Here is a 21312-nt window from a genome sequence, read left to right as displayed (position 1 = left end):
GCTACCCGGTTGCGCTTCCAAGGTAACTGCCTCGGTCAAGATGGCTGACGATCAGCTCAGCGGCCTCATCGGCGCTCAGATCTGGCGTAATCGTTATATGCGGAGCTTCGGGGCGCTCATAGGGACTGCCAATGCCAGTGAAATTCTGGATCAACCCGTTTCGGGCGCGTTGATACAGGCCCTTTGGGTCACGACCTTCCGCCACCTCCAGCGGCGTATCGATGAAGATTTCGATAAACTGTCCGGCGGCAAAGAGGTCGCGCGCCATCCGGCGTTCCGCCCGGAATGGTGAAATGAACGAAGCCAGCACTATCAACCCGGCATCGACCATCAGCTTGGCGGCTTCGGCCACACGACGAATGTTCTCGACACGGTCAGCGTCGGTAAAGCCAAGGTCCTTGTTCAGGCCGTGGCGAACATTGTCGCCATCCAGAAGATACGTGTGCTTGCCGATCGCATGAAGACGCTTCTCCACCAGATTGGCGATCGTTGACTTCCCGGCACCCGAGAGGCCTGTGAACCACAGCAGCGCCGGTTTTTGGCCTTTGGCGATCGCGCGCGCGTTCATGTCCACGTCCAGCGCCTGCCAATGGATATTGCTTGCCCTGCGCAGACTGAAATCGATCATTCCAGCCCCGACCGTGTGATTGGTTATCCGGTCGATGACGATGAACGCGCCGGTTTCATGCACTCGGGAGAAAGGATCGAAAGCAAGCGGCGCCTGGGTCATTATATTGACGAAGCCGACTTCGTTCTTTTCAAGGGTTTTCGTCGCGAGCTTCGCGAAATTGTTGATGTCCACCCTGTGTTTTATGTGCGTGACGCTTGCACCTACGGCGCTGGTGGCGAGCTTGATCAGATACGGGCGGCCGGGGATCAACGGATCGTCATGCATCCAGAGCACATGCGCCGCAAACTGATCGGACACTTCCGGGCGTTCGGCCGCGGCTGCCAGAACGTCGCCGCGGGAGACGTCGATCTCGTCTTCGAGCGTCAGTGTGACCGCCTCGCCGGCGCCTGCCTCGGGCAGGTCTCCATCCTGGGTGACAATACGCTTCACCAAGGTCGTCACGCCTGAGCGCGCCACCGCCACGCGGTCTCCCGGCCTTACCACCCCGGCTGCGATGGTGCCGGCAAATCCGCGAAAGTCGAGGTTGGGACGATTGACCCATTGCACCGGCATGCGGAATGGGGCGGCGCGACGGTCGCTCTCCACCTCGATGGACTCCAGGTACTCGATGAGTGTCGGGCCCTGATACCAGGGGAGGTTCGCACTTCTGGTAAGAACATTGTCTCCATAGCGGGCGGACAGGGGGATGGCCTGCAGTGAAACGAAGCCGAGCGGCTCCGCAAAACTTCGATAGGCCGTCTCGATCTCGTCGAATACAGCCTGCGAATAGCCAACCAGGTCGATCTTGTTGATCGCAAGAACGACGTGCCGGATTCCGAGCAGGGAAACGATGAAGGAATGTCGGCGGGTCTGGTCGAGGATTCCCTGCCTTGCATCGACAAGGATGATCGCAAGATCGGCGTTGGAGGCGCCGGTGGCCATGTTGCGTGTGTATTGCTCATGGCCGGGTGTGTCGGCGACGATGAACTTCCGTTGCTCGGTGGCGAAGAAACGGTAGGCCACATCGATCGTAATGCCTTGTTCGCGCTCACTTGCGAGGCCGTCAACGAGAAGGGCAAAGTCGAGATCGTCGCCAGTCGTGCCGTGTCGGCGGGAATCAGCCGCAAGTGCCGCAAGTTGATCTTCCATCAGCAACTGGGTGTCGTAGAGCAGCCTGCCGATCAGTGTCGACTTGCCGTCGTCCACGCTGCCGCAGGTGAGGAACCGCAACAGGCTCTTCCGCTCATGGGCATGAAGGTAGTGCGAGACGGCCTCGGATTTCGACGAAGCTTCGAGTTCCTCGGTTTGAGCAAAACCCAGCATCAGAAGTACCCCTCACGCTTTTTCTTTTCCATTGACGCCGCCTCATCATGATCGATCAAGCGGCCCGATCGCTCGGAAGTCCTCGCGACAAGCATTTCCTGGAGCACTTCGGGAACTGTCGCGGCAGTGCTTTCGGTGGCCGCGGTGAGTGGGTAGCAACCAAGGGTGCGGAAGCGGACAGAGCGCATTTCGGGCACTTCGCCCGGGCGTAGCGGCAGACGGTCGTCATCCACCATGATCCACTGTCCGTCGCGCTCCACGACCGGGCGCTTTGCGGCAAAGTAGAGCGACACGAGGGGGATGCGCTCCCTCATGATATATTGCCAGATATCGGTTTCGGTCCAGTTCGAGAGGGGGAAGACGCGAACGGACTCCCCAGCCTTCAGCCGGCCGTTATAGAGGTTCCACAATTCCGGGCGCTGGTTCTTTGGATCCCAGCCGTGGCTGTCGCTGCGAAGCGAAAACACTCGCTCTTTCGCGCGGCTCTTTTCCTCATCTCGCCGCGCCCCGCCGAAAGCGGCATCGAATCCGAACGAGGACAATGCCGATTTCAACGCTTCCGTCTTCATGATCTGCGTGTAGACCGATGAGTTGTGGGTAAAAGGCGTGATGCCCTCGGCGAGACCGGCTTCGTTGCGACGCACCAGCAAATTCAAGCCAAGCCGCGCCACGGTCTCATCGCGGAAGCGGATCATCTCCTTGAACTTCCAGGTCGTATCGATGTGGAGCAGCGGAAACGGCAGCTGCGACGGGTAGAAGGCCTTCATCGCGAGGTGCAACATCACCGCGGAATCCTTGCCCACCGAATACAGCATCACAGGGTTGCGCAACTCGGCCGCCACCTCTCGAATAATATGGATCGATTCAGCCTCGAGCCGCTGCAGATGGGTAAGGGACGGCGACAAGGGACCAGCGCGTCGCTGCGCTATGGGCAAAGTGGCTAAAGCTTGAGGTGCAGGAGTCATCTAGATTGCCTTTGAAGAGGAAAGACTTGCCGGATTGAGGCCGTCCGCTGGCCGTATTTGCCTGTCGGTGTGAATAGTCTTGAACGCTTGTTGCAATGAAAGCGCCAAACCTGTGGTCCACAGTATGCCCAGGACGATGTGAGCGATGTTGCCGCCCATTGCACCGATCCGCGGGATCAGCAGGAGTGCCGTCACGTGGAAGGCGACTGTCGCGAGGATAACGATTCGCAATACCTCGCGCTGCTTGCCCATGGCCAGCAGCGCGGATCGGGCGGCGGAGCCGGAAAGCACGAAGGCGACCGCCACCATCTGCACGATGACGAGGTTGGCCGCGCCGAGAAAATCAGGCCCTGCGGTCCAGATCAGCAGCGGCCGAATTAGCGCCGCGACAACCAGGATGCAAAGGATCCCAAAGCCGAGCAGCATGGCTTCGGCCTGAAAGATCGCCCGCTTGAATTCTTTGATGCTTCCCTTCGCCCAAAGGCGGGCTACATCAGGATAGAGGACATTCTGCACCTGGGGGCCGACTTGCTGGCCGACACGTCCTATGCGCTTGGCGATTTGGTACAGGCCGGCTGAAGCGGGGTCGGCGAGGAATCCGACCAGCAATGTATCGAGTTCCTGCGCGCTTACGCGCAAGGTCAGCGAAATGTTTGAAGACCACGCGAAATTCCAGATGCCGGGAAAGCGGCTTGTGATTCCGGCCAGGGGCGCGCGCAGGATATTGTGGACGCCCTGCCGGTGCAGCGCCCGCATTGTCAACGTCAACAGCGTCAGCGAACCGAGTATCTGGGTTCCTCCCCAAACCGCGGCGAAATAGGCGAGATCGGCTTTGAGCAGCACGCCGAGGAGGCACAGCAACACCCGCAAAACCGCGTTGAGCAACTGCCCATAGGCCAGGAGGCGGAAGTTGCCGGCCATGCGCTGCACCGCGACCGGAACGCCTGAGATCTGGAACAGCAGGACGCTGGAATACAGAACGAGAAGATGCACGATTTCCGCGGACCAACCGAAAAATGGTGCGACGAGAAGGGCGACGCCCACGGCGATGACCCAGGCGCAAACGGCGGCTCCAACGTCGATAAGCAGGCCGAATTTCATGAGAATACGCAGGCCATCGCGGTCTTCGGACGCGTTGAGGCCCGCCGCATATTTGATGATTGGCTGCCACGATTGGAAACTGACGACGCGCTCAACGACCCGCGTGAACGCGATGATCAATGCAAGCTGGCCATAGTTTGCCACGCCAAGTGCTCGCGCCGAAAGCGTAAAGGCCACGAGCCCGAGCAATGAGCCGAGAAAATTGCCCGTCAAAAGATGTGCGATGTTGGCCAGGCGCGTGCGGCCGGCGCTCCTGTGTTTGAGGGCCTCCGTCACACGTCGAGCCAGTCCTCTGATCATCGCAATCGTTGTCAAACTCACCCCACACTCCGTCCTTGCGGAGCACACAGATCCCAAGTCCACGCCAGAGCCCCGCTGACGCCTCTCATCATCGGCGGAAAAGAAGAACCCGCCACAACCAAGTTCGGCTCTGTTGCAACCTCAATAAGTCACGACCCGATCATTGCTACGACTGATGGCCTAGCCCATTAGCGGTAAGGAATTCACGGCCCGCCGGACCTGGTCATGCATCTGAATTCAACCGCCTCTGTCACTCGCGCGGCGGGTCTGCCCGCTCGCGCCGGATTGCCAGGACGATCGAGGTTGCGCGCACGGACCGCCCACCAGGTTTCAATCCGATGGCGAGCCTTCAATTGTACCGCGAGAAATGGGTTCCGCCGCGGCTAAGCAACTCCTTCGCGGCCGGGGTCAACCATTCGGTGCAGGTTCGCTCAATGAGCTCGGCCTGCGCGTCAGTGAGGTAGTCGGCGAAGCCACCGACCTTCCCGCGACGCATGCGACGACTTTCCGCATCGCCCCGGTCATAAACATGTGCCGGCAGGCCACCCGCCACCTCATGTTCACGCATCGCTTCAAAACGGGAAGCCTCGATAGCCTCCTCGAGGTCCGGTGCGGACGGGACATGCCCGAGAAACCGCAGGATGCGCGAGGATGTGCTGACAGGGTCGTCTGTCAGTTCTTCATAGCTCAACACGGCATGCCTGTGATGCGTCAGGCCCTTCGCCCAGCTGTTCAGATAGACAATGAGGGCGGGCAGACCTTGCCGGTAATCATAGATGAAGGCATCCATGTCGCCTTCGAAGCGATGCTTGTGGCGCGTGGCGTGGAAATAGGCCGATACGACCACGTCGCGCGGATCGCGAACCATGAAAATGACCGGCCGGCGAAAGAACAGCGTTCGCCTGTAGTCAAGATGCGAAACGAGGATGAGCGGCACCCGAGGGCGCTGTTCCGCGTAGCGGAAGGCAGGAATCCCGCGCTGCGGATCAAGGTCGAAGTTCGGAAGAACTTCGAACATGCGGAAGAGATCGACATTCCCGTCATGCGCTGTCCGACTGAAATAATCCGATAGGATATGCCTGAACCAGGTTCGCCCCGATTTTGGATAGGAAACAAGGAATGCATCTGCCCCGGAGCCAGCCCAGGTCATTTTGATGCGTGTTTCCATCTTGCGCAAAGCGCGACCGGTGGTCAGCATGGCGAGAGCTCTTTGTTGCCGCGCGACGCCAGGGCAGCGCGAATGACTTGGTCCCAGTTCTGCATCACATATTCGGGAGTGAACCTGGCAGCACTTACTCCCGCCGCCGCGCCCAGCCTCTGGCGCAGTTTTTCGTCGCCAAGCAGCCGTCGTAGGCCCGCCGCGAGCGCATCGACATTTCCGCTTTCGACGAGAAGTCCGTTCTTCTCATTTTCAACCATCTCCCGAGGCCCCCACTGACAGTCGAAGGATATGACGGGCAGGCCGGCTGCCATGGCCTCCAGCAGCACAATCCCCCAACCCTCGTAGCGCGATGAAAGCACGAAGGCATCGGCGGTCTCCACCCAGATGCCGGGCTGGGTGGTTATCCCGGGCATTTCAACGCAGTCGCGCATGCCCAGGCGATCACGCTCGGCCTCAAGCTCGGCGCGGTCAGGACCCTCGCCCCAAATGACCAATTTCCATTCGGGGAAATCGTGGTGGATGTTGGCGAATGCCTTGAGCAGAAGGTCGAAACCTTTCTGCGGGACCAGCCGGCCGACGGCGACGAGCCGGTTGCCGCCCCGGCGCGGTTTGCCTGCCGCGGGAAGATCGACCGGATTGGGAATGACCCAGCTTCGCTTGCGCATGGCAGGGCTGAAGTAATTCAGCGCACCATTGGTCATGGTGACCAATCCGAAGGCCGATGGATAAAGCTTCGTCCGAAGGAAGCGCCAGATCGGGCCCACGTCCTGCAGGGCAGGATTGTTGCGCTCCGAAACCACAACGCTTAGGCCGAGCCCCCGGCTTGCCGCCAGCGACATCACGTTGGTGCGCGTGAGAAAACTCAGGGTCACATCCGGGGCCAGCCTCTTGAGCGCTCGGCGCAGCAGAAATACCCGACGCGCGCTTGCGACAATTGCCCCTAACTTCGATCGTTTCACCTGTGGCAATCCCAACCGCTCTATCCTGACCGCTGGATCGAAACGATAGTAAGGCGGGGGACCGGGTGGCTCGAATGTAACCAGAGTCACAAGCCAGCCTCTTGCGGCCCACTGGTTGGCGAGGACGTTGACGACATGTTCGGTGCCGCCGGCGCCCAGTCCAGGCAGCACGATCAACACATGCGGCCGGCGCGAGCCAATGCGCAGACGCTCGGCCGCAACGGCATCGCCATCCAGAAGTGCCAAGCCGACGCCATAGTCCATCGACCGTTCCAATCCCAAAGCCCCGATCCTCTTACTATCCGGGCTTTTGTCTCTCGGAAGAGTTGGACATTGGGATGCCTCGCAGAGGATCGGTTACCTCTAAAGGTGGACTTGGGCGTAGAAGCGAAGCGAACAATAGAAAAGGCGGCGTCCGCTGTCGCTTGCGGACATGAATTGGAGTCAGGATTTCATGCGCATAGCCTTTGTCGGCGCGGTGGAAGGATCGCGTGTTGCTTTCGACGCCCTCGTCGAAGCGGGCCTGCCGCCGTCGCTGCTCGTCACCCTTGCGGTCGACGCTTCCGCACGCCACTCCGATTTCGTCGATTTGGCAGGTCCTGCGCGCGCAGCGGGAATAGAAGTCCACCTGACCAAGAACATCAACGCGCCCGATACAATCGCGAAGCTTCAGGAAAGTCGACCCGATTTGACGCTGGTGGTCGGCTGGTCGCAGATTTGCCGCGCCGAATTTCGTTCTGTCGCCCGCTTCGGCTCGGTAGGCTTCCATCCGGCGCCGTTGCCGCGCTTTCGAGGCAGGGCGGTGATCCCCTGGACGATCATCGCGAACGAGAAGGAGACTGGGTCGACATTCTTCCGGCTCGATGAAGGCGTCGACAGCGGTCCGATTGTCCTGCAGAAGCTCTTTGCCGTCGCGCCGGACGAGACCGCGCGTTCGCTCTATGAAAAGCACAAGCAGGCCCTGTTGGAGATGACACCTCTCGTTGTGTCAGCGATCGCCCGTGACAATAGGGTGGGCGTGGCGCAGGACGTCTCCCTCGCCAGCTACTGTGCCAAGCGTTCGGCGGAGGACGGGATCATCGACTGGACGCAGACGGCCGAAGATATTCTGCGTTTTGTCCGCGCTGTTGGCGATCCCTATCCGGGCGCCTTCACCCTTGATGCCGGGGCCAAGATCGTCGTCGACAAGGCACGCATGTTTGCGGGGCGAGGGCGCTACATAGGGCTGACTGGCCAGGTGCAAACGCTTACCGACAGCGGCTTTGCCGTGCTTTGCGGCGACGGAGCAACCATTGAGGTGACATCCTGGCGCGGCGCCAGGCCCAAGATACACGCCAAGCTGATGTCGGCCTGAGAGGGTCCCATGTTGGCTTTCCGTGTGCCACGGTCAGACGCGCGGAATCCAAGGCAGCGCACTTAAGCGCCTGGTAATTCTGTTAGGCGACAGTCCTAGGCGGCGATTGTCGGCCGCGATGGCCATTCTTCCAGATACCAACGTATGAAGGCAGCTACCCCCTCCTCGACACTGGTCCGAGGGCGATAGCCCGTAAGCGCCTCCAAGAGGCGAGGGTCAGCATAGGTCGCCTGCATGTCGCCAGCTTGCATCGGCTGCATCTTGCGGATAGCGCGTTTGCCAAGGCAGTTCTCGATTGTCTCGATGAAAGGCAGCAGCCCGACCGGCTCGCCGCCGCCTATATTGACAACACGCCACGGCGCCACGGGCGACAGCGTGTCGACGACATCCGGGCCAGACACCGGCCGGCCGGCCACCGGCACGCATCCGATGAGTCGGACGATGGCTTCCACAAGATCGCCGACATAGGTGAAATCGCGTTTCATCCCACCTTCGCCATAGACTTCAATCGGACGCCCGTTCTCGATGGCGTCGACAAACTTGAAAAGCGCCATGTCGGGTCGACCCCAGGGGCCATACACGGTGAAGAAGCGGAAGGATGTCGTTGGGATCTGGAAAAGATGCGAATACGAGTGTGACATCGCCTCCACCGCCTTCTTGGTCGCCGCGTAGAACGTTAGTGGCCAATCGGTCTTGTCAGTCTCTACGAACGGGGTTTGTTCATTCGCGCCATAGACCGAACTTGTGGAGGCAAGCAGCAGATGTCTTGGCTTCAGATCACGGGCAAGTTCAAGGACGTTGAAGGAGCCGACCAGATTGCTGTCGGTGTAGCTTCGCGGATTGTCGATCGAGTACCGCACGCCAGCCTGCGCGGCCAGATGGACAATCACATCGGGCATGGCCGAGTCTGCCGCCCGCCGGAGGGCATCCATGTCTTCCAACTGCCCGATATGGAAGCGGAAGGCGTCGTACCGCTGAAGCAAGGCATGTCGGGAATGCTTCAAGGCAACGTCGTAGTATGGCGTCATCCCGTCGAAGCCGGTCACGGAGTGACCTTCATCCAGCAGGCGGCGCGCCAGATGGAATCCGATAAATCCTGCGGTTCCGGTGACGAAATACCTCATTCGGCGGCCGCGGCAAACACAGGACTATCCCCTGCCACTCCCTCGCCGACGTTCACGTATTCAAATCCATGCTTGCAGATATCTTCCCGCCTGTAGATGTTACGAAGGTCGACCACGACCTGCTTCGACATGGTGCGTGACAACCGCGCAAAATCCAGGGCACGAAACTGGTTCCACTCGGTGACAATCACCAGGGCATCGGCACCCTTGGCGCATTCATATGCTCCTTTCGCATACTCGACGCTCCCGCCAAGCATGAGCCGTGCTTGTTCCATGCCTTCGGGGTCATACACTCGAACATGCGCCCCGAAATCGATCAAAGCCTGGATAATCGAGAGGGAAGGCGCGTCCCGGACATCATCTGTGTTGGGTTTGAATGTGAGACCGAGTACGGCCACTGTCTTTGCTCGAACATTGCCGCCGCAGGCGAGCACGATCCTGCGGGCCATGGTGCGTTTTCGCTGGTCGTTCACGGCGACCGTCGTTTCGATTAGCCGCAGCGGCGCGCCGCTGTCTTGCGCCGTCTTGACGAGAGCCAGCGTATCCTTCGGAAAACAGGACCCGCCATAACCAGGGCCCGCGTGCAGGAATTTTGGACCAATGCGGTTGTCGAGCCCGATGCCCCGCGCCACCTCCTGCACGTTCGCACCCACGTTCTCGCAGAGATCTGCAATCTCGTTGATGAATGTAATCTTGAGCGCCAGGAACGCGTTGGCCGCATACTTTATCAGTTCCGACGTGCGACGCCCGGTGAACATGATCGGCGCCTGGTTGAGATAGAGCGGCCGGTAGACTTCCGCCATCACTTCGCGGCTGCGCTCGTCCGACGGCAGACCGATAACGATTCTGTCCGGCCGTTTGAAGTCGTCGATAGCAGCTCCTTCGCGAAGGAATTCCGGGTTCGACACGACGGCCACATCCGCCGCCGGATTGCAGCCGCGAATGATCCGTTCGACTTCATCTCCGGTTCCCACTGGCACCGTGGATTTGACCGCGACCACCGTAAAGCCGCGAACCGCTGCCGCGATTTCCCGCGCCGCCTCGTAAATATAGGAAAGGTCGGCATGACCGTCGCCTCGCCTCGAAGGCGTCCCGACGGCAATGAACACCACATCCGCGTCTGCGACTGCCGGCGCGAGCGCGCTTGTAAAGGCGAGCTGCCCTGTCGCGGAATTCTTGGAGACAAGGTCTTCGAGACCTGGCTCGTAAATCGGCATTCTTCCAGCTTGAAGATCGACGATTTTGGCCTCTGCCTTGTCGATGCAGACGACTTTGTGACCAAAGTCAGCCAAGCATGCCCCAGACACAAGACCGACGTAACCTGAACCAACGATTGCAATGCGCATGAGCTCACTCTGATGATGACATCCTTCTTCGATTAAGCCAGCAGCGATCAAGAAAATGGAGCGCGAAATCGGATATGGCATTACCTCTTCCGAGACCGCCGCGATCTGAAAACCCTGGTAGGCGCCATTTGATTGCGCTAAATGCGGATAGCCTTCCAAAGGGGTTAGGCCCGCGCGACACCTTCCCGCCAAAACGTCAACGAAGGACATGTGCTCGGATACCTTCAGCACTTGTCGGCAAGCGCTGAAGGAAGGTGCTCACTGGGCTCCGTTGCCGTCCAGCGCCTTTACGAGGCTGCATTGAGACGCGGGAAATTTCGCTGCGCTTGCGGCAGCAAACGCTTGATCTACGGCCGATTTCCGGCTCAGGCCATTATGCAGGAACATTTGCCCTTTTTTTCGAAACAGACCTCGTTGCTCGCAAAAGACGGCAGCTGACCAACCCGGGCCGCTCCGATCAACCGAATTGGACACGTACGAACAATCGTTGGGCCGAGACGATTTCTTCTGGCATCCTGCCAGGGCTTTTTGGGCTGCCTCTACGCCGGAGCGGTGTCCCCAAACTGCGGTCCAACTCCCGTCTATTGATCCGGATATCGCTTCCCAGGCGTGTTTGCCAGGATCAAACCGCATCAACTGATCGAACTCTTTCTTCGTCAAAACGCTGGTCTGCGGCCGCTTCGTTTGCTTTTGCCATGCCCTTAAAGCGTCCAGAGTTCGCTGATCAATCTTGCCGTCCGGAATGCGAGACAGGAAATTACCCTCGAATAGCTTCGCCTGGGCTTGATAGACCTCTGTCTGGTTCAGCTGGGACTGCGCAACGGAGCGCTCCGACATCACCAGCAGCGCTAGGCAGAACGCGGCGACGCTCGCACGGCGACTTTCCATCTCTCTCTCCGCTCTGGCTATATCGGTTGCAGCTGTGCCCTCATTGCCAGCGGCCGCAATGGAACCCGCCATCGAGCGAGGCTCCATTGCGGCGGAAATGCCGGACAATCAAAGTGCGTAGTTGGCCGCACGGTTTGTCTTCGAACCATCACCTGCGGCGGCGATTGGTTTTGCGAAGAGGAAAGCCCCATCCCTGGAGACCAGATCCGCCGGCATCATCTGGAATTCGCGCTGCGAATGCGGGACATCCAATTCCCTGTCGACGATATGCCAGAGGTTGTCGAAGAACGACCCGTCGGCGAGCCGCAAACTTCCCCCCTTCAGCGGCTTCGTGGACGAGAAAACCGTTGCGGGATTGGCCCACATGTCGGCAATCGCCACGTCGTAGTAACCAGGATGGACGGCGTTCGGCTTGATGATGGCGAAGGGCGTGTTCTTTTCAGGCCAGCCTATCCGTCCCACGGTCAGGCATTCGCCTGGCTCGGGCAATCTTGCCTTCACCAGATAGGCCAGTGCCGCATCGATGCCTCCGATTTCCGAAACGACGTGTGCCGTCAATCCCGCGCGGGCCAATTGCATCAGCTCTCTGGCCTGTTGCTCGTAGATACCGGCCAATGTCAGGAAAGCCAGCCATTGCTGGTGCGGGCAGTCATCCTTGGCCTGGCAAAGAAGTCGCCCTGCCTCCAAGGCGGATTCGATCCTTCTTTTGTCCGCTTCCGCGAACGCTTCCCGCGCCGGGCGAATGTGTTCGGCTAGCTCCATCAGTTCCTTTGAAATGTTCTTCATTTCCTCCCTCTCCCGATCGATATCCAGCCTGCACCTTATTATTACGTTGGTTTGGCGTTGCGTAGAACTCGTCCAAGGGTACTGTGCGAGATGCTATCGAGGCTCAACCAACCTATTCTGTCGGGCATGGCTCCACTTTTGGCTGTAGCTGCCTGTTGACCTTCGTGCCGACCTTCTACTGATGAACTCCGCATGTCGGGCATGGTAAGTGCTGACGCGGCAAGCCGTTGCTTGGGATGTCGTGCCTCATATTTATGCAGGCGCTTGTTCCCGGTGGTAGAGTATGAGCGATTGAAATGAGGCCGACCTTATCATTTCGGGGAGGGGGCCTACCCGACCTGACCTAAATATCCGCGCACTAAGTGGTAGTCGCACGACCTCAGGAATTCCGAATGGCGATGAAGGATGAAATGCCACTGGGCGAATAGACGTAGTGGCAGGGATCGTTCAAACAGCTTGCGCATACAAACCGCTTCGAGCCATAGCGGATGCAATCTTGGTTGAGTGAGAGGGACTTCCCTGAACTCGATGACCGCAGCATTCGTAACCATAGCACCCGCTCCTGCGGGGTGGCGGTTCAGACAGCCGAGTGTCATTCCGGGTTTCGGATTGACGCTCGGCTTCTCGCTTGCCTACCTGACGCTGATCATTCTCATCCCCTTGTCGGGGCTGGTCTGGCGCTCGGCGGCGCTTGGCTGGACCGAGTTCTGGGCCATCGCCGCCGACCGGCGCACCGTCAACGCGCTGGAGATCAGCTTCGGCACCGCCTTCATCGCGGCGGCCGTCAACGTCGTCTTCGGCACGCTCGTCGCCTGGGTTCTGGTGCGCTACCGCTTTCCCGGCCGCCGCATCGTCGATGCCATGGTCGACCTGCCCTTCGCGCTGCCGACGGCGGTGGCTGGCATCGCGCTGACCACGCTCTACGCGCCGAACGGCTGGATCGGCAAACTGCTGATGCCGCTCGGCATCAAGGTCGCCTACACGCCGCTCGGCATCGTCATTGCGCTGGTCTTCATCGGCCTGCCCTTCGTCGTGCGCACCGTGCAGCCGATCATGGAGGAGATCGACAAGGAGGTGGAGGAAGCCGCCGCCACGCTTGGCGCCAGCCGCTTCCAGATCATCACCCGCATCCTGTTTCCGGGCCTGGCGCCGGCCATCGTCACCGGCTTCGCGCTGGCTTTCGCCCGCGGCGTCGGCGAATACGGCTCGGTCATCTTCATCGCCGGCAATCTGCCCTACAAATCCGAGATCGCGCCGCTTCTGATCGTCATCCGGCTGGAGGAATACAATTACCCGGCGGCGACCGCGATCGCCGCGCTCATGCTGGCCCTGTCGTTCATCATGCTCCTGGTCGTCAATCTGGCGCAGTCATGGAGCCGCAAGCGCTATGGCTGATCCCGAGATCAAATCCTACGAACCGCACCATGAGAGCCAGTCGGCGGCGGTGACCGAAAGCCGCCCGGCGCAGGCCGTGCTGATGGCCATCGCCTTCGCCTTCCTCGGCATCTTCCTGCTGCTGCCGCTGATCGTCGTCTTCAACGAGGCGCTGGCCAAGGGCATCGGCGCCTATAGCGAGGCGCTTGGCAATCCCGACACCCGCTCGGCGATCCGGCTGACGCTGCTGGTGGCGGCGATCGCGGTGCCGCTCAACATCGTCTTCGGCCTCTCCGCCGCCTGGGCGATCGCCAAGTTCGAGTTCAAGGGCAAGGCCTTCCTGACCACGCTGATCGACCTGCCCTTCTCGGTTTCGCCGGTCATATCGGGCCTGGTCTATGTGCTTCTGTTCGGCGCCCAGGGGCTGCTCGGCGGCTGGCTGAAGGCGCATGGCATCGTCATCCTGTTCGCCGTGCCGGGCATCGTGCTGGCCACCATCTTCGTCACCTTCCCCTTCGTCGCCCGCGAGCTGATCCCGCTGATGCAGGAACAGGGCAGTGGCGACGAGGAGGCGGCCCTCTCGCTTGGCGCCAATGGCTGGCAGGCCTTCTGGTATGTGACGCTGCCCAACGTCAAATGGGGGCTGCTCTACGGCGTGCTACTGTGCAACGCCCGCGCCATGGGCGAGTTCGGCGCGGTCTCGGTGGTGTCGGGCCACATCCGCGGCCTGACCAACACCATGCCGCTGCATGTCGAGATCCTCTACAACGAGTACAACGCCGTCGGCGCCTTTGCCGTCGCGTCCTTGCTTGCCGGCCTGGCGCTCGTCACGCTGGTCTTGAAAACACTTCTGGAGATGCGCTACGGCGCCGAGATCGCCGCGGCGCGCGGACACTAGATGCCTGTCGCCCAAGAGTGTGTAGCGGTTTTGGGACAATGACAGGCATCGCCTGCTGAGGGACTGTAGATGGAAGTTCGCGTTGCCAACGTGCGCAAGGAGTTCGAGCGGTTTCCGGCGCTCCACGACGTCTCGCTCGACATCAAGTCGGGCGAGCTGATCGCGCTGCTGGGGCCATCCGGTTCCGGCAAGACGACGCTGCTCAGGCTGATCGCCGGGCTGGAGCGGCCGACGCGGGGAAAGATCTTCTTCGGCGACGAGGACGCCTCGCACCGGTCGATCCAGGAGCGCAATGTCGGCTTCGTCTTCCAGCACTATGCGCTGTTCCGGCACATGACGGTGGCCGACAATATCGGCTTCGGCCTGAAGGTCCGGCACGGACCGTCGCGCCCGCCGGCGCAGGAGATCCGCCGCCGTGCCTCCGAGCTTCTCGATCTGGTGCAGCTTTCGGGGCTGGAGAAGCGCTATCCGGCGCAGCTCTCCGGCGGCCAGCGCCAGCGCGTGGCGCTGGCGCGCGCCATGGCGATCGAACCCAAGGTGCTGCTGCTCGACGAGCCGTTCGGCGCGCTCGACGCGCAGGTGCGCCGGGAACTGCGCCGCTGGCTGCGCGAGATCCATGACGCCACCGGCCACACCACCGTCTTCGTCACCCACGACCAGGAAGAGGCGCTCGAGCTTGCCGACCGTGTCGTGGTGATGAGCCAGGGCCGCATCGAGCAGGTCGGCACCGCCGACGACATCTACGACACGCCGAACTCGCCGTTCGTCTACGGCTTCATCGGCGAATCGAGCTCGCTTCCCGTCAAGATCGACAATGGCGAGGTCTGGATCGCCGACCGGCCGATCGGGCTTGCCGCGCCCAACCAGCCCCCGGGCGAGGCGACGCTGTACTTCCGCCCGCACGATGTCGAACTGCTGGATGGCTGCAGCGGCTGCATCGTCGGCACGGTGGCCGCCAGCCGCCGCGTCGCCGGTACCAGGCGCGTCGAGCTCGAAATCGGCGGCGACCGCCAGCGGGTCGAGATCGAACTGCCCGTCGACCATCCCGCCGCGCAGAAAAGCCGCGTCGCCTTCCGGCCCGGTCGATGGACCCTCTTCCCGGCGTCGTCGACTACGATCCAGAGTCGCAAGCTGGCGCTGGCGAGCTCCAAGAAACGGTTTTCGGAAAGAACGCCCGAGCGGCTAAAGTCCACCACGCGCGCCGCCTGAATTGAACCGCTCATCGCGTCGGCTTCAAAATCGACGCTTCTTGGTCTCCGGCGCCGGCGCCAGCATCGTGAATGCGCGTCCAATCTCGTGATCGCCCTCAGCCACGATGGTTGCGGAGATCAGGACATGTTCTTTTTGCAGCAAGACGGAATGGGTCATTGTCCCGGTGGCCATCATTGTCGTCGAATAGCCTGCGATGGACCAGCCTGAGGCAAGAAGACGAGTAAGCTTGTCGTTCGGGTGTTGTTCTCCAGCCATACAGTTCCTCCGGGAAGGCCGAGAATTACGGAGGTTCTGTGCAGATGCAAGCACTGCCTCGCTCCCGGACCGAGGCCAATACCACGGTACAATCGGGTCACCATTATGTTGATTCAACCGACAGCACGGGCATTGGGGGCGGAGAAGCTCGTTTGTAAGCTTCTCCTGTTCCCGTTAGCGGGCCTTATTGGGGCTTGTAGATCTGGTCGAATATACCACCGTCGCCGAAATGATAAGGCTGGGCCTTCTTCCAGCCGCCGAAAAGCGGATCGTCGATGGTGATCAGCTTGATTGGCGGCAGCTTGGCGAGGTCCTCGGCCGGCACCAGGTCTGGCTTGGACGGACGATAGTGGTTCCTGGCGATGATCGTCTGCGCTTCCTTGGAATAGAGCCAGCCCAGATAGGCTTCGGCGACCTTGCGCGTGCCCTTGGCGTCGACATTGGCGTCGACCACCGCCACCGGCGGCTCGGCCAGGATCGAGGTCGGCGGGTAGACGATGTCGAAATTGTCGGCGCCGAACTCGTCGAGCGCCAGATAGGCCTCGTTCTCCCAGGCGATCAGCACGTCGCCGAGGCCTTTTTGCGCGAAGGTCACGGTCGAGCCGCGCGCGCCGGTGTCGAGCACCGGAACATTGGCATAGAGCTTGCCGACGAATTCCTTGGTCTTGGCTTCGTCGCCGCCATCATTGGCGTTGGCGTAGGCCCAGGCGGCAAGATAGTTCCAGCGCGCGCCGCCGGAGGTCTTGGGGTTGGGGGTGATCACCTGGACGCCGTCCTTGACCAGGTCGTTCCAGTCGTGGATGGCCTTGGGATTGCCCTTGCGGACAAGGAAGATGATGGTCGAGGTGTAGGGCGCCGAGTTGTTGTCGAATTTGCCGCGCCAGTCCGCATTGATCTTCTTCGACTTGGCGACGATGGCGTTGATGTCGCCTTCGAGCGCCAGCGTCACCACGTCGGCGTCGAGGCCGTCGATCACGGCGCGGGCCTGGGCGCCCGATCCGCCATGCGATTGCTGGATGGTGACCGTCTCGCCGGTCTCGGCCTTCCAGTGCGCGGCGAAGGCCTCGTCATAGGCCTTGTAGAGCTCGCGTGTCGGATCGTAGGACACGTTGAGGATGGTGGTGTCGGCGAACGCGAAACCGAGCGTGCCGAACTGGACAGACGTGGCGACCAGCGCGCCGAGCAGTTTCCGGAAATGAGGTTTGGTCATTTCTGCCTCCGTTGAACCCGCGCCAAATCTACCGAATTGATAGAAATAAGATACATTCATCCTAATGGGCAAATATGCCGGACCAGCTAATCCAAAAGTGGAGTCCTGGCCGGGTACCCGCCAAAATGCGGCCGCAAGCAATTCTGATCTGTTTATTGCTACCGCAACAGCCAACCAGTGCATCGATTTGATGCGAAACTACCAGCGTGCAGCGTGCCAGCGCATTGGCGCTACGATCCATCACCGTTCAAAAACTGTGTGGATGGCGGCAGGAGGTTACCAGCGGGATTTGAGATGAAAGGACGGTCGCCAGCAATTGCGCGGGCGTTCTGGATGGAAGCTGCTCCGTGCTGAGACCTGGAATACCTGCCCGCCGTGACCAAGGCCGGTCGCGCTGCAACCAGGTCTTTTTTGCGGGAAGAATGTCCCCGTCACAATCGTTTCTGCAGGTTTGATGGGCAATGGGGCTGGAAGAAATGTCTCGAAATGACGCAGAGCTATGCGCTCGGGCGAGTGCACGTGGCATCACGATCTATCAACGTTCAAAGACAGTGTGGATTGCGGCGGGAAGCCATCGGGGGCGGGATTTTGAAGTGAAAGGACGGTCTCCAGCAATTGCTCTCGCATTCTGGGTAGAAGCCGCCCGGTATAGAGGCACGAGAATATAGAGCCGTCCGTCCTCGTTGGACGAAAATTGGTCGGCGCCAGTTCGGAACTCTTGCCCTGACGCTGAGCAGGGAAGTCGGATGCAAGTAACTCGAGAGCCGTTAAGAGCTGATCCGCACCCACTTCCCGTTGGCGGACTGGGATTGGCGGGCAAAATAATGGTACGAAGTGCGTGACCAGTCCCTGATCACGCTGCCGCGGTTATCCAGAATCAAGTCTCCCTTGTCGGTTCGCACGGTGAGCACCGTGTGACCTTCGCCGCCGAGCGTCGCGACCGTCAGGAGCAAGGCGGAAGCCGGCCATCCACGCTTCAAGAGCTCGCTCTTTTTCAGGATCGCGATATCCTCGCAGTCGCCCTGTTTGGTCGGCACGCGCCAATCGTCGACGCTGCCCGCCGTGACGAGGTCACTGCGCTCCTCGATCCGGCGATTGACGGAGGTGTTCACGGCTTCGAGTTCGGCTTTGCGTGCCGGCGTCAGCGTCACCAGCTTGACCTGCCCGCCAGTGCTGCAGAGTCTTGGATGGCTGGTGCAGAAAACACGAGCGGCCGGCGGTGGGAATGCATACCCCTTTGTGACCATCATCGCATTGGTTGTCTGCATGGTTTCACTGCAACCAGTTGCCACCATGGCTACGGCAACAAGCGTAGCGAAACGCATCACGTACCGTCTCCTTTAGTTGTCAACTTAACGAACAAGCCTCGCAGAATATGGTTAATCAATCCTTAAAAAGGTATTTTCGGCTCAATATAAATAACAATATGTTACCGAATTGTAGAAATTGGTTGATAGCGCCCTGGTTTGGGGCCATGTGCGCTTTCCGTTGGAGGAAGAAATGTCGCGATACCTGGTTTGGGGGGAAGGACTCATTCGACCTTGCTCATTTCATCTGCTCTTCTGGCCGCGAGTTGGGCGAGTTCCACAGCAGCACAGGACAATATTCGGCCGCGGCTGACAGCCGCCCAATGCCAACCACTTACCGACGCCAACTATGCGCAGTGTTGTATCGCGATCAATCGCAGGAGCATCCTTTCGTCGGACCAAATCGAGCAATGCCCACCCCTCACAACCTCGTTGATCGCGGCAACGCTTGCACGTCTCGGCGACAGCAACGTTCCCGGCGGTGTAGATGATTCAAGTGCCGGTGACACCGGCGGCAAGAGCGGTGATACCGGTGGCAAGGGCGGTGATACCGGTGGCAAGGGTGGTGATTCCGGCGGCAAGGGCGGCGATTCCGGTGGTAAGGGCGGTGATTCCGGTGGCAAGGGTGGCGATTCCGGCGGTAAGGGCGGCGATTCCGGCAGTGGTTCCGGCAACTAGGGTTCCGGGTGTTGCCGAAGCGGCTGTCGGGGGCATCACTTCACGCCCAGCCCCCCGTACGGCGAGGCTGTGCTCCAATACTGCCGGTTGAAGATCCGGGGCCTTCGATGGCCCCGGAAGTCTAATAAGTCTGGGCCGATGAGGCCTTGGAAAAAAGCGTTCCGTAGTCGAGCGCTTTCAGTTGCCCGACGCCATCCAGCACCATGCTGCCCGCGACATAGACAATGACCGCAAGGCCGAGCCAGCCGATCCAGCGGTATCTGGCCAGCAGCGCCGCCACCAGCGTCGATGCGACCGCCATCAAGACCACCGACAGGATGAGACCGAAGATCAGCGCATCCATGTCGTCGCTTGCCGCCCCGGCCACGGCGAGCACATTGTCCAGCGACATCGAAACGTCGGCGACAATGATCTGAATGATCGCGGTGCGGAGTGCCTTGGCTGGTCGTTTTGCCACAAGGCTGGCGGTGTAGGGATCGACGTTTGTGCCGTTTCCGTCATCGGCATCGCCGGCGGACCGCAATTCCTCGAACATGTTCCAGCAGACCCAGAACAGCAGCAGGCCGCCGACAAGCATGATGCCCGGGATTTCCAGCAATTGCACCGCCACCACGGCAAAGACGATACGGATCACCGCCGCCGCGGCAATGCCGGCCACGATCGCCTTCTGGCGCAGGTCTCTTGCCAGGCCGGCCGGCGCCATGCCGATCACCACGACATTGTCGCCCGAGAGAACGAGATTGATGGTGATGACTTCCAGATAGGCTGCGATCGTCGCCTGGTCGATCTCAAACGGCATCAGGCAAGCTCCGCTGGGGGAATCCGCTGGCAAGCAGCAGGCCCACCGCCAGCATTGCCCGAAAAAATAGCAGCATGCCGGTCAGGCTCATCAAACAAAACACCGGCAATGTGACATCCCCCGCCCCGACGACGTCCAGCAAGATGGCTGGATCGTACCATATGGATATGATGGATATGGTGCTTCGCGTCCGAGAAGATAGGGGGAGGCCGTGACCACCGAAGTGGGTGCGACGCAAAGCAGGATGCCGTGGACGTCAAGCGATGGAAAAGCCGCCGCCGATCGGTCGGCAGCGCTTCACCACATCATGAAGCGACGTTCGCGTCACCTCGCGCAGGCTGAGATTGCTCAGGGGACCGTCTGCGTTTGCTGTGTGGGCAGTGCCGCCGCCAGGCGGCTCGCCCACTCCTCGATGCCCGACCTTGTCGATAAAAGGTCCTGCCGGATTTCGACGAGGACGGCGGGGATGCCGCGATCGTCGCCATGGATGGGGACGGCGTAGTCGGCGTCGCGGCTGATCACATAGGGCACGTTGGCCGCGACGTCCGTTTGGCTCAGAAATCAGATACGCTTTCCCAGACGGCGTCCGGCACCACCACCAGCTTGCCGACGAAATCCTTGGCGATGAAATCCGCCTGCGCGTGGTGGAAATCGGAGAGCTTGTAGACGCCGCCGACCAGCGGCCGGATTTTCTTCGCCTCGATGTATCCAACGATGCGGCGAAAATCGGCGCGCGTGCCCTGACTCGAACCATGCAGCTGCAACTGCTTCAGATACATGGTCCTGAGATCGAGCTGCACGACCGGCCCGGCAATCGCGCCGGCGGTGGTGTAGCGGCCCTCGGGCCGAAGGATGCGCAGCAGGTCGTTGAAGATGGCGCCACCGACGAGGTCAGCCACGACGTCGATAGGCCGGCCGCCCGTCGCCTCGTTCACGGCTTGCGGCAGGTCGGCGATGCCACGGGCGATCACCGCCTCGGCGCCGATGTCGAGCACCGCCTGTTCCTTGCCCTTGCCGACGACGGCATAGGGAATGGCGCCGCGCGCCCGCGCCAGTTGCACGATGCCGGAACCGACGCCGCCCGAGGCGCCGGTGACCAGCACACGCTCTCCGGCCTTCAGGCCGGCGCGTTCCAGCATCTGTTCGCCGGTGAGGTAGGCGCAGCAGAAGGTGGCGAGCTCTACGTCGCTCAAGTTCGTGTCGACCACATGGGCGTTCTCGGCCGGCACGGCCTGATACTCGGCGTAACCGCCGTCGCGGCCATGGCCCATATAGTCGATGTCGGCCAGCGAATCGTCGTCGCGGTTGTAGATGGAAAAATCGACCATCACCCGTTCGCCGATGCGATCAGGCGAAACGCCCGTGCCGACGGCAACGATGGTACCGACCGTGTCGGTGCCCTGGATGCGCGGGAACGTCAGCGTGTTGCCTTGGCGCCGCCAGGTCGACACCGCTGCCGCGTCCTCTTCCGTGCCATAGGCGCCCTGGCGCACCCAGACATCGGTGTTGTTCATGCCGCAAGCGGTGACTTTGACCAGCGCTTCGCCGGGAGCCGGCACTGGCACTTTGACATCGGTGCGGTAGACGAGTTTTTCTGGTCCGCCGTGCCCGGTGAGCTGCACGGCGGCCATGGTGGCGGGGAGGGGTTTGGTCATGGCATT

At 60.8% G+C, this 21312-nt stretch carries 21 protein-coding genes and 1 pseudogene; 4 read left to right on the top strand and 18 right to left on the bottom strand.

Annotation, left to right across the window (positions count from 1 at the left end; translation table 11 throughout):
* Position 1 precedes the first annotated feature (1 nt).
* From cysN to AC56QP_RS09345, 5 genes are all read right to left on the bottom strand, one after another.
* Complete coding sequence (gene cysN, locus AC56QP_RS09365) at positions 2–1933, bottom strand: sulfate adenylyltransferase subunit CysN (RefSeq protein WP_489859968.1); 1932 nt, start codon at positions 1931–1933, stop codon at positions 2–4.
* Positions 1933–2898 carry a sulfate adenylyltransferase subunit CysD gene (gene cysD, locus AC56QP_RS09360; RefSeq protein ID WP_489859969.1) on the bottom strand — a complete coding sequence of 322 codons (966 nt, stop codon included), beginning with the start codon at positions 2896–2898 and terminating at the stop codon, positions 1933–1935. Before cysD ends, cysN begins: the two co-directional genes overlap by 1 nt.
* Positions 2899–4320 (bottom strand): lipopolysaccharide biosynthesis protein, encoded by a 1422-nt coding sequence (locus tag AC56QP_RS09355; protein WP_489859970.1) that lies wholly within the window; start codon positions 4318–4320, stop codon positions 2899–2901. It abuts the gene before it with no gap.
* 328 nt (positions 4321–4648) lie between these two features.
* A complete protein-coding gene (locus AC56QP_RS09350; protein ID WP_489859971.1) occupies positions 4649–5497 on the bottom strand; it encodes a sulfotransferase domain-containing protein in 849 nt (282 codons plus the stop codon).
* Positions 5491–6684 (bottom strand): glycosyltransferase family 4 protein, encoded by a 1194-nt coding sequence (locus AC56QP_RS09345; RefSeq protein ID WP_489859972.1) that lies wholly within the window; start codon positions 6682–6684, stop codon positions 5491–5493. Before AC56QP_RS09345 ends, AC56QP_RS09350 begins: the two co-directional genes overlap by 7 nt.
* A gap of 190 nt (positions 6685–6874) precedes the next feature.
* Between AC56QP_RS09345 and AC56QP_RS09340 the strand changes: the two genes are divergently transcribed.
* Positions 6875–7774, top strand: coding sequence for a formyltransferase family protein (locus AC56QP_RS09340; RefSeq protein WP_489859973.1), 900 nt, complete (start codon positions 6875–6877; stop codon positions 7772–7774).
* A gap of 95 nt (positions 7775–7869) precedes the next feature.
* On the opposite strand, the gene AC56QP_RS09335 is transcribed toward AC56QP_RS09340, so the two are convergent.
* The 4 genes from AC56QP_RS09335 to AC56QP_RS09320 form a co-directional block, all read right to left on the bottom strand.
* Positions 7870–8898: an NAD-dependent epimerase/dehydratase family protein gene (locus AC56QP_RS09335; RefSeq protein ID WP_497100596.1), complete on the bottom strand. Its 1029-nt coding sequence runs from the start codon at positions 8896–8898 to the stop codon at positions 7870–7872.
* Positions 8895–10244 (bottom strand): UDP-glucose dehydrogenase family protein, encoded by a 1350-nt coding sequence (locus tag AC56QP_RS09330; protein WP_489863644.1) that lies wholly within the window; start codon positions 10242–10244, stop codon positions 8895–8897. The genes AC56QP_RS09335 and AC56QP_RS09330 overlap by 4 nt, the downstream gene beginning before the upstream one ends.
* A 258-nt stretch (positions 10245–10502) precedes the next feature.
* Positions 10503–11204, bottom strand: a complete 702-nt coding sequence (locus AC56QP_RS09325; RefSeq protein WP_489859974.1) for a hypothetical protein — start codon at positions 11202–11204, stop codon at positions 10503–10505.
* Between the two features lie 36 nt (positions 11205–11240).
* Positions 11241–11918, bottom strand: coding sequence for a hypothetical protein (locus AC56QP_RS09320; protein WP_489859975.1), 678 nt, complete (start codon positions 11916–11918; stop codon positions 11241–11243).
* A 528-nt stretch (positions 11919–12446) separates the two neighbouring features.
* On the opposite strand from AC56QP_RS09320, the gene cysT reads away from it, so the two are divergent.
* From cysT to AC56QP_RS09305, 3 genes are all read left to right on the top strand, one after another.
* Complete coding sequence (gene cysT, locus AC56QP_RS09315; RefSeq protein ID WP_489859976.1) at positions 12447–13313, top strand: sulfate ABC transporter permease subunit CysT; 867 nt, start codon at positions 12447–12449, stop codon at positions 13311–13313.
* On the top strand, positions 13306–14190 hold the full coding sequence (gene cysW, locus AC56QP_RS09310; protein ID WP_489859977.1) for a sulfate ABC transporter permease subunit CysW: 885 nt from the start codon (positions 13306–13308) through the stop codon (positions 14188–14190). Before cysT ends, cysW begins: the two co-directional genes overlap by 8 nt.
* A 69-nt stretch (positions 14191–14259) precedes the next feature.
* Positions 14260–15399 (top strand): sulfate/molybdate ABC transporter ATP-binding protein, encoded by a 1140-nt coding sequence (locus tag AC56QP_RS09305; RefSeq protein ID WP_489859978.1) that lies wholly within the window; start codon positions 14260–14262, stop codon positions 15397–15399.
* Between the two features lie 24 nt (positions 15400–15423).
* Here the strand turns inward: AC56QP_RS09305 and AC56QP_RS09300 are convergent, their stop codons facing one another.
* The 9 genes and pseudogenes from AC56QP_RS09300 to AC56QP_RS09260 form a co-directional block, all read right to left on the bottom strand.
* Positions 15424–15657, bottom strand: coding sequence for a hypothetical protein (locus AC56QP_RS09300; RefSeq protein WP_489859979.1), 234 nt, complete (start codon positions 15655–15657; stop codon positions 15424–15426).
* A 184-nt stretch (positions 15658–15841) separates the two neighbouring features.
* The gene (locus tag AC56QP_RS09295) at positions 15842–16867 is read right to left on the bottom strand and encodes a sulfate ABC transporter substrate-binding protein (RefSeq protein WP_489859980.1); all 1026 of its coding nucleotides are present in this window, start codon (positions 16865–16867) and stop codon (positions 15842–15844) included.
* 767 nt (positions 16868–17634) lie between these two features.
* The gene (locus AC56QP_RS09290) at positions 17635–18192 is read right to left on the bottom strand and encodes a transglutaminase-like cysteine peptidase (protein ID WP_489859981.1); all 558 of its coding nucleotides are present in this window, start codon (positions 18190–18192) and stop codon (positions 17635–17637) included.
* A gap of 474 nt (positions 18193–18666) precedes the next feature.
* Entirely contained in the window at positions 18667–18888 is a 222-nt protein-coding gene (locus AC56QP_RS09285; RefSeq protein WP_489859982.1) for a hypothetical protein, read from the bottom strand.
* 85 nt (positions 18889–18973) lie between these two features.
* Positions 18974–19651, bottom strand: a complete 678-nt coding sequence (locus AC56QP_RS09280; RefSeq protein WP_489859983.1) for a YjbE family putative metal transport protein — start codon at positions 19649–19651, stop codon at positions 18974–18976.
* A complete protein-coding gene (locus AC56QP_RS09275) occupies positions 19641–19793 on the bottom strand; it encodes a hypothetical protein (protein WP_489859984.1) in 153 nt (50 codons plus the stop codon). Before AC56QP_RS09275 ends, AC56QP_RS09280 begins: the two co-directional genes overlap by 11 nt.
* 29 nt (positions 19794–19822) lie before the next feature.
* A pseudogene (gene tcuB / locus AC56QP_RS09270) lies at positions 19823–19941 on the bottom strand (tricarballylate utilization protein TcuB); the annotation flags it as partial.
* A gap of 58 nt (positions 19942–19999) precedes the next feature.
* A complete protein-coding gene (locus AC56QP_RS09265) occupies positions 20000–20182 on the bottom strand; it encodes a hypothetical protein (protein WP_489859985.1) in 183 nt (60 codons plus the stop codon).
* 23 nt (positions 20183–20205) lie between these two features.
* A complete protein-coding gene (locus AC56QP_RS09260) occupies positions 20206–21306 on the bottom strand; it encodes an alcohol dehydrogenase family protein (protein WP_497100599.1) in 1101 nt (366 codons plus the stop codon).
* Between the last annotated feature and the right edge of the window lie 6 nt (positions 21307–21312).

The sequence above is a fragment of the Mesorhizobium sp. RCAM 05104 genome (genome assembly GCF_059683645.1).
The sequence above is the reverse complement of the archived record's forward strand: the minus strand, read 5'-3'. Positions and strand labels throughout refer to the sequence as shown.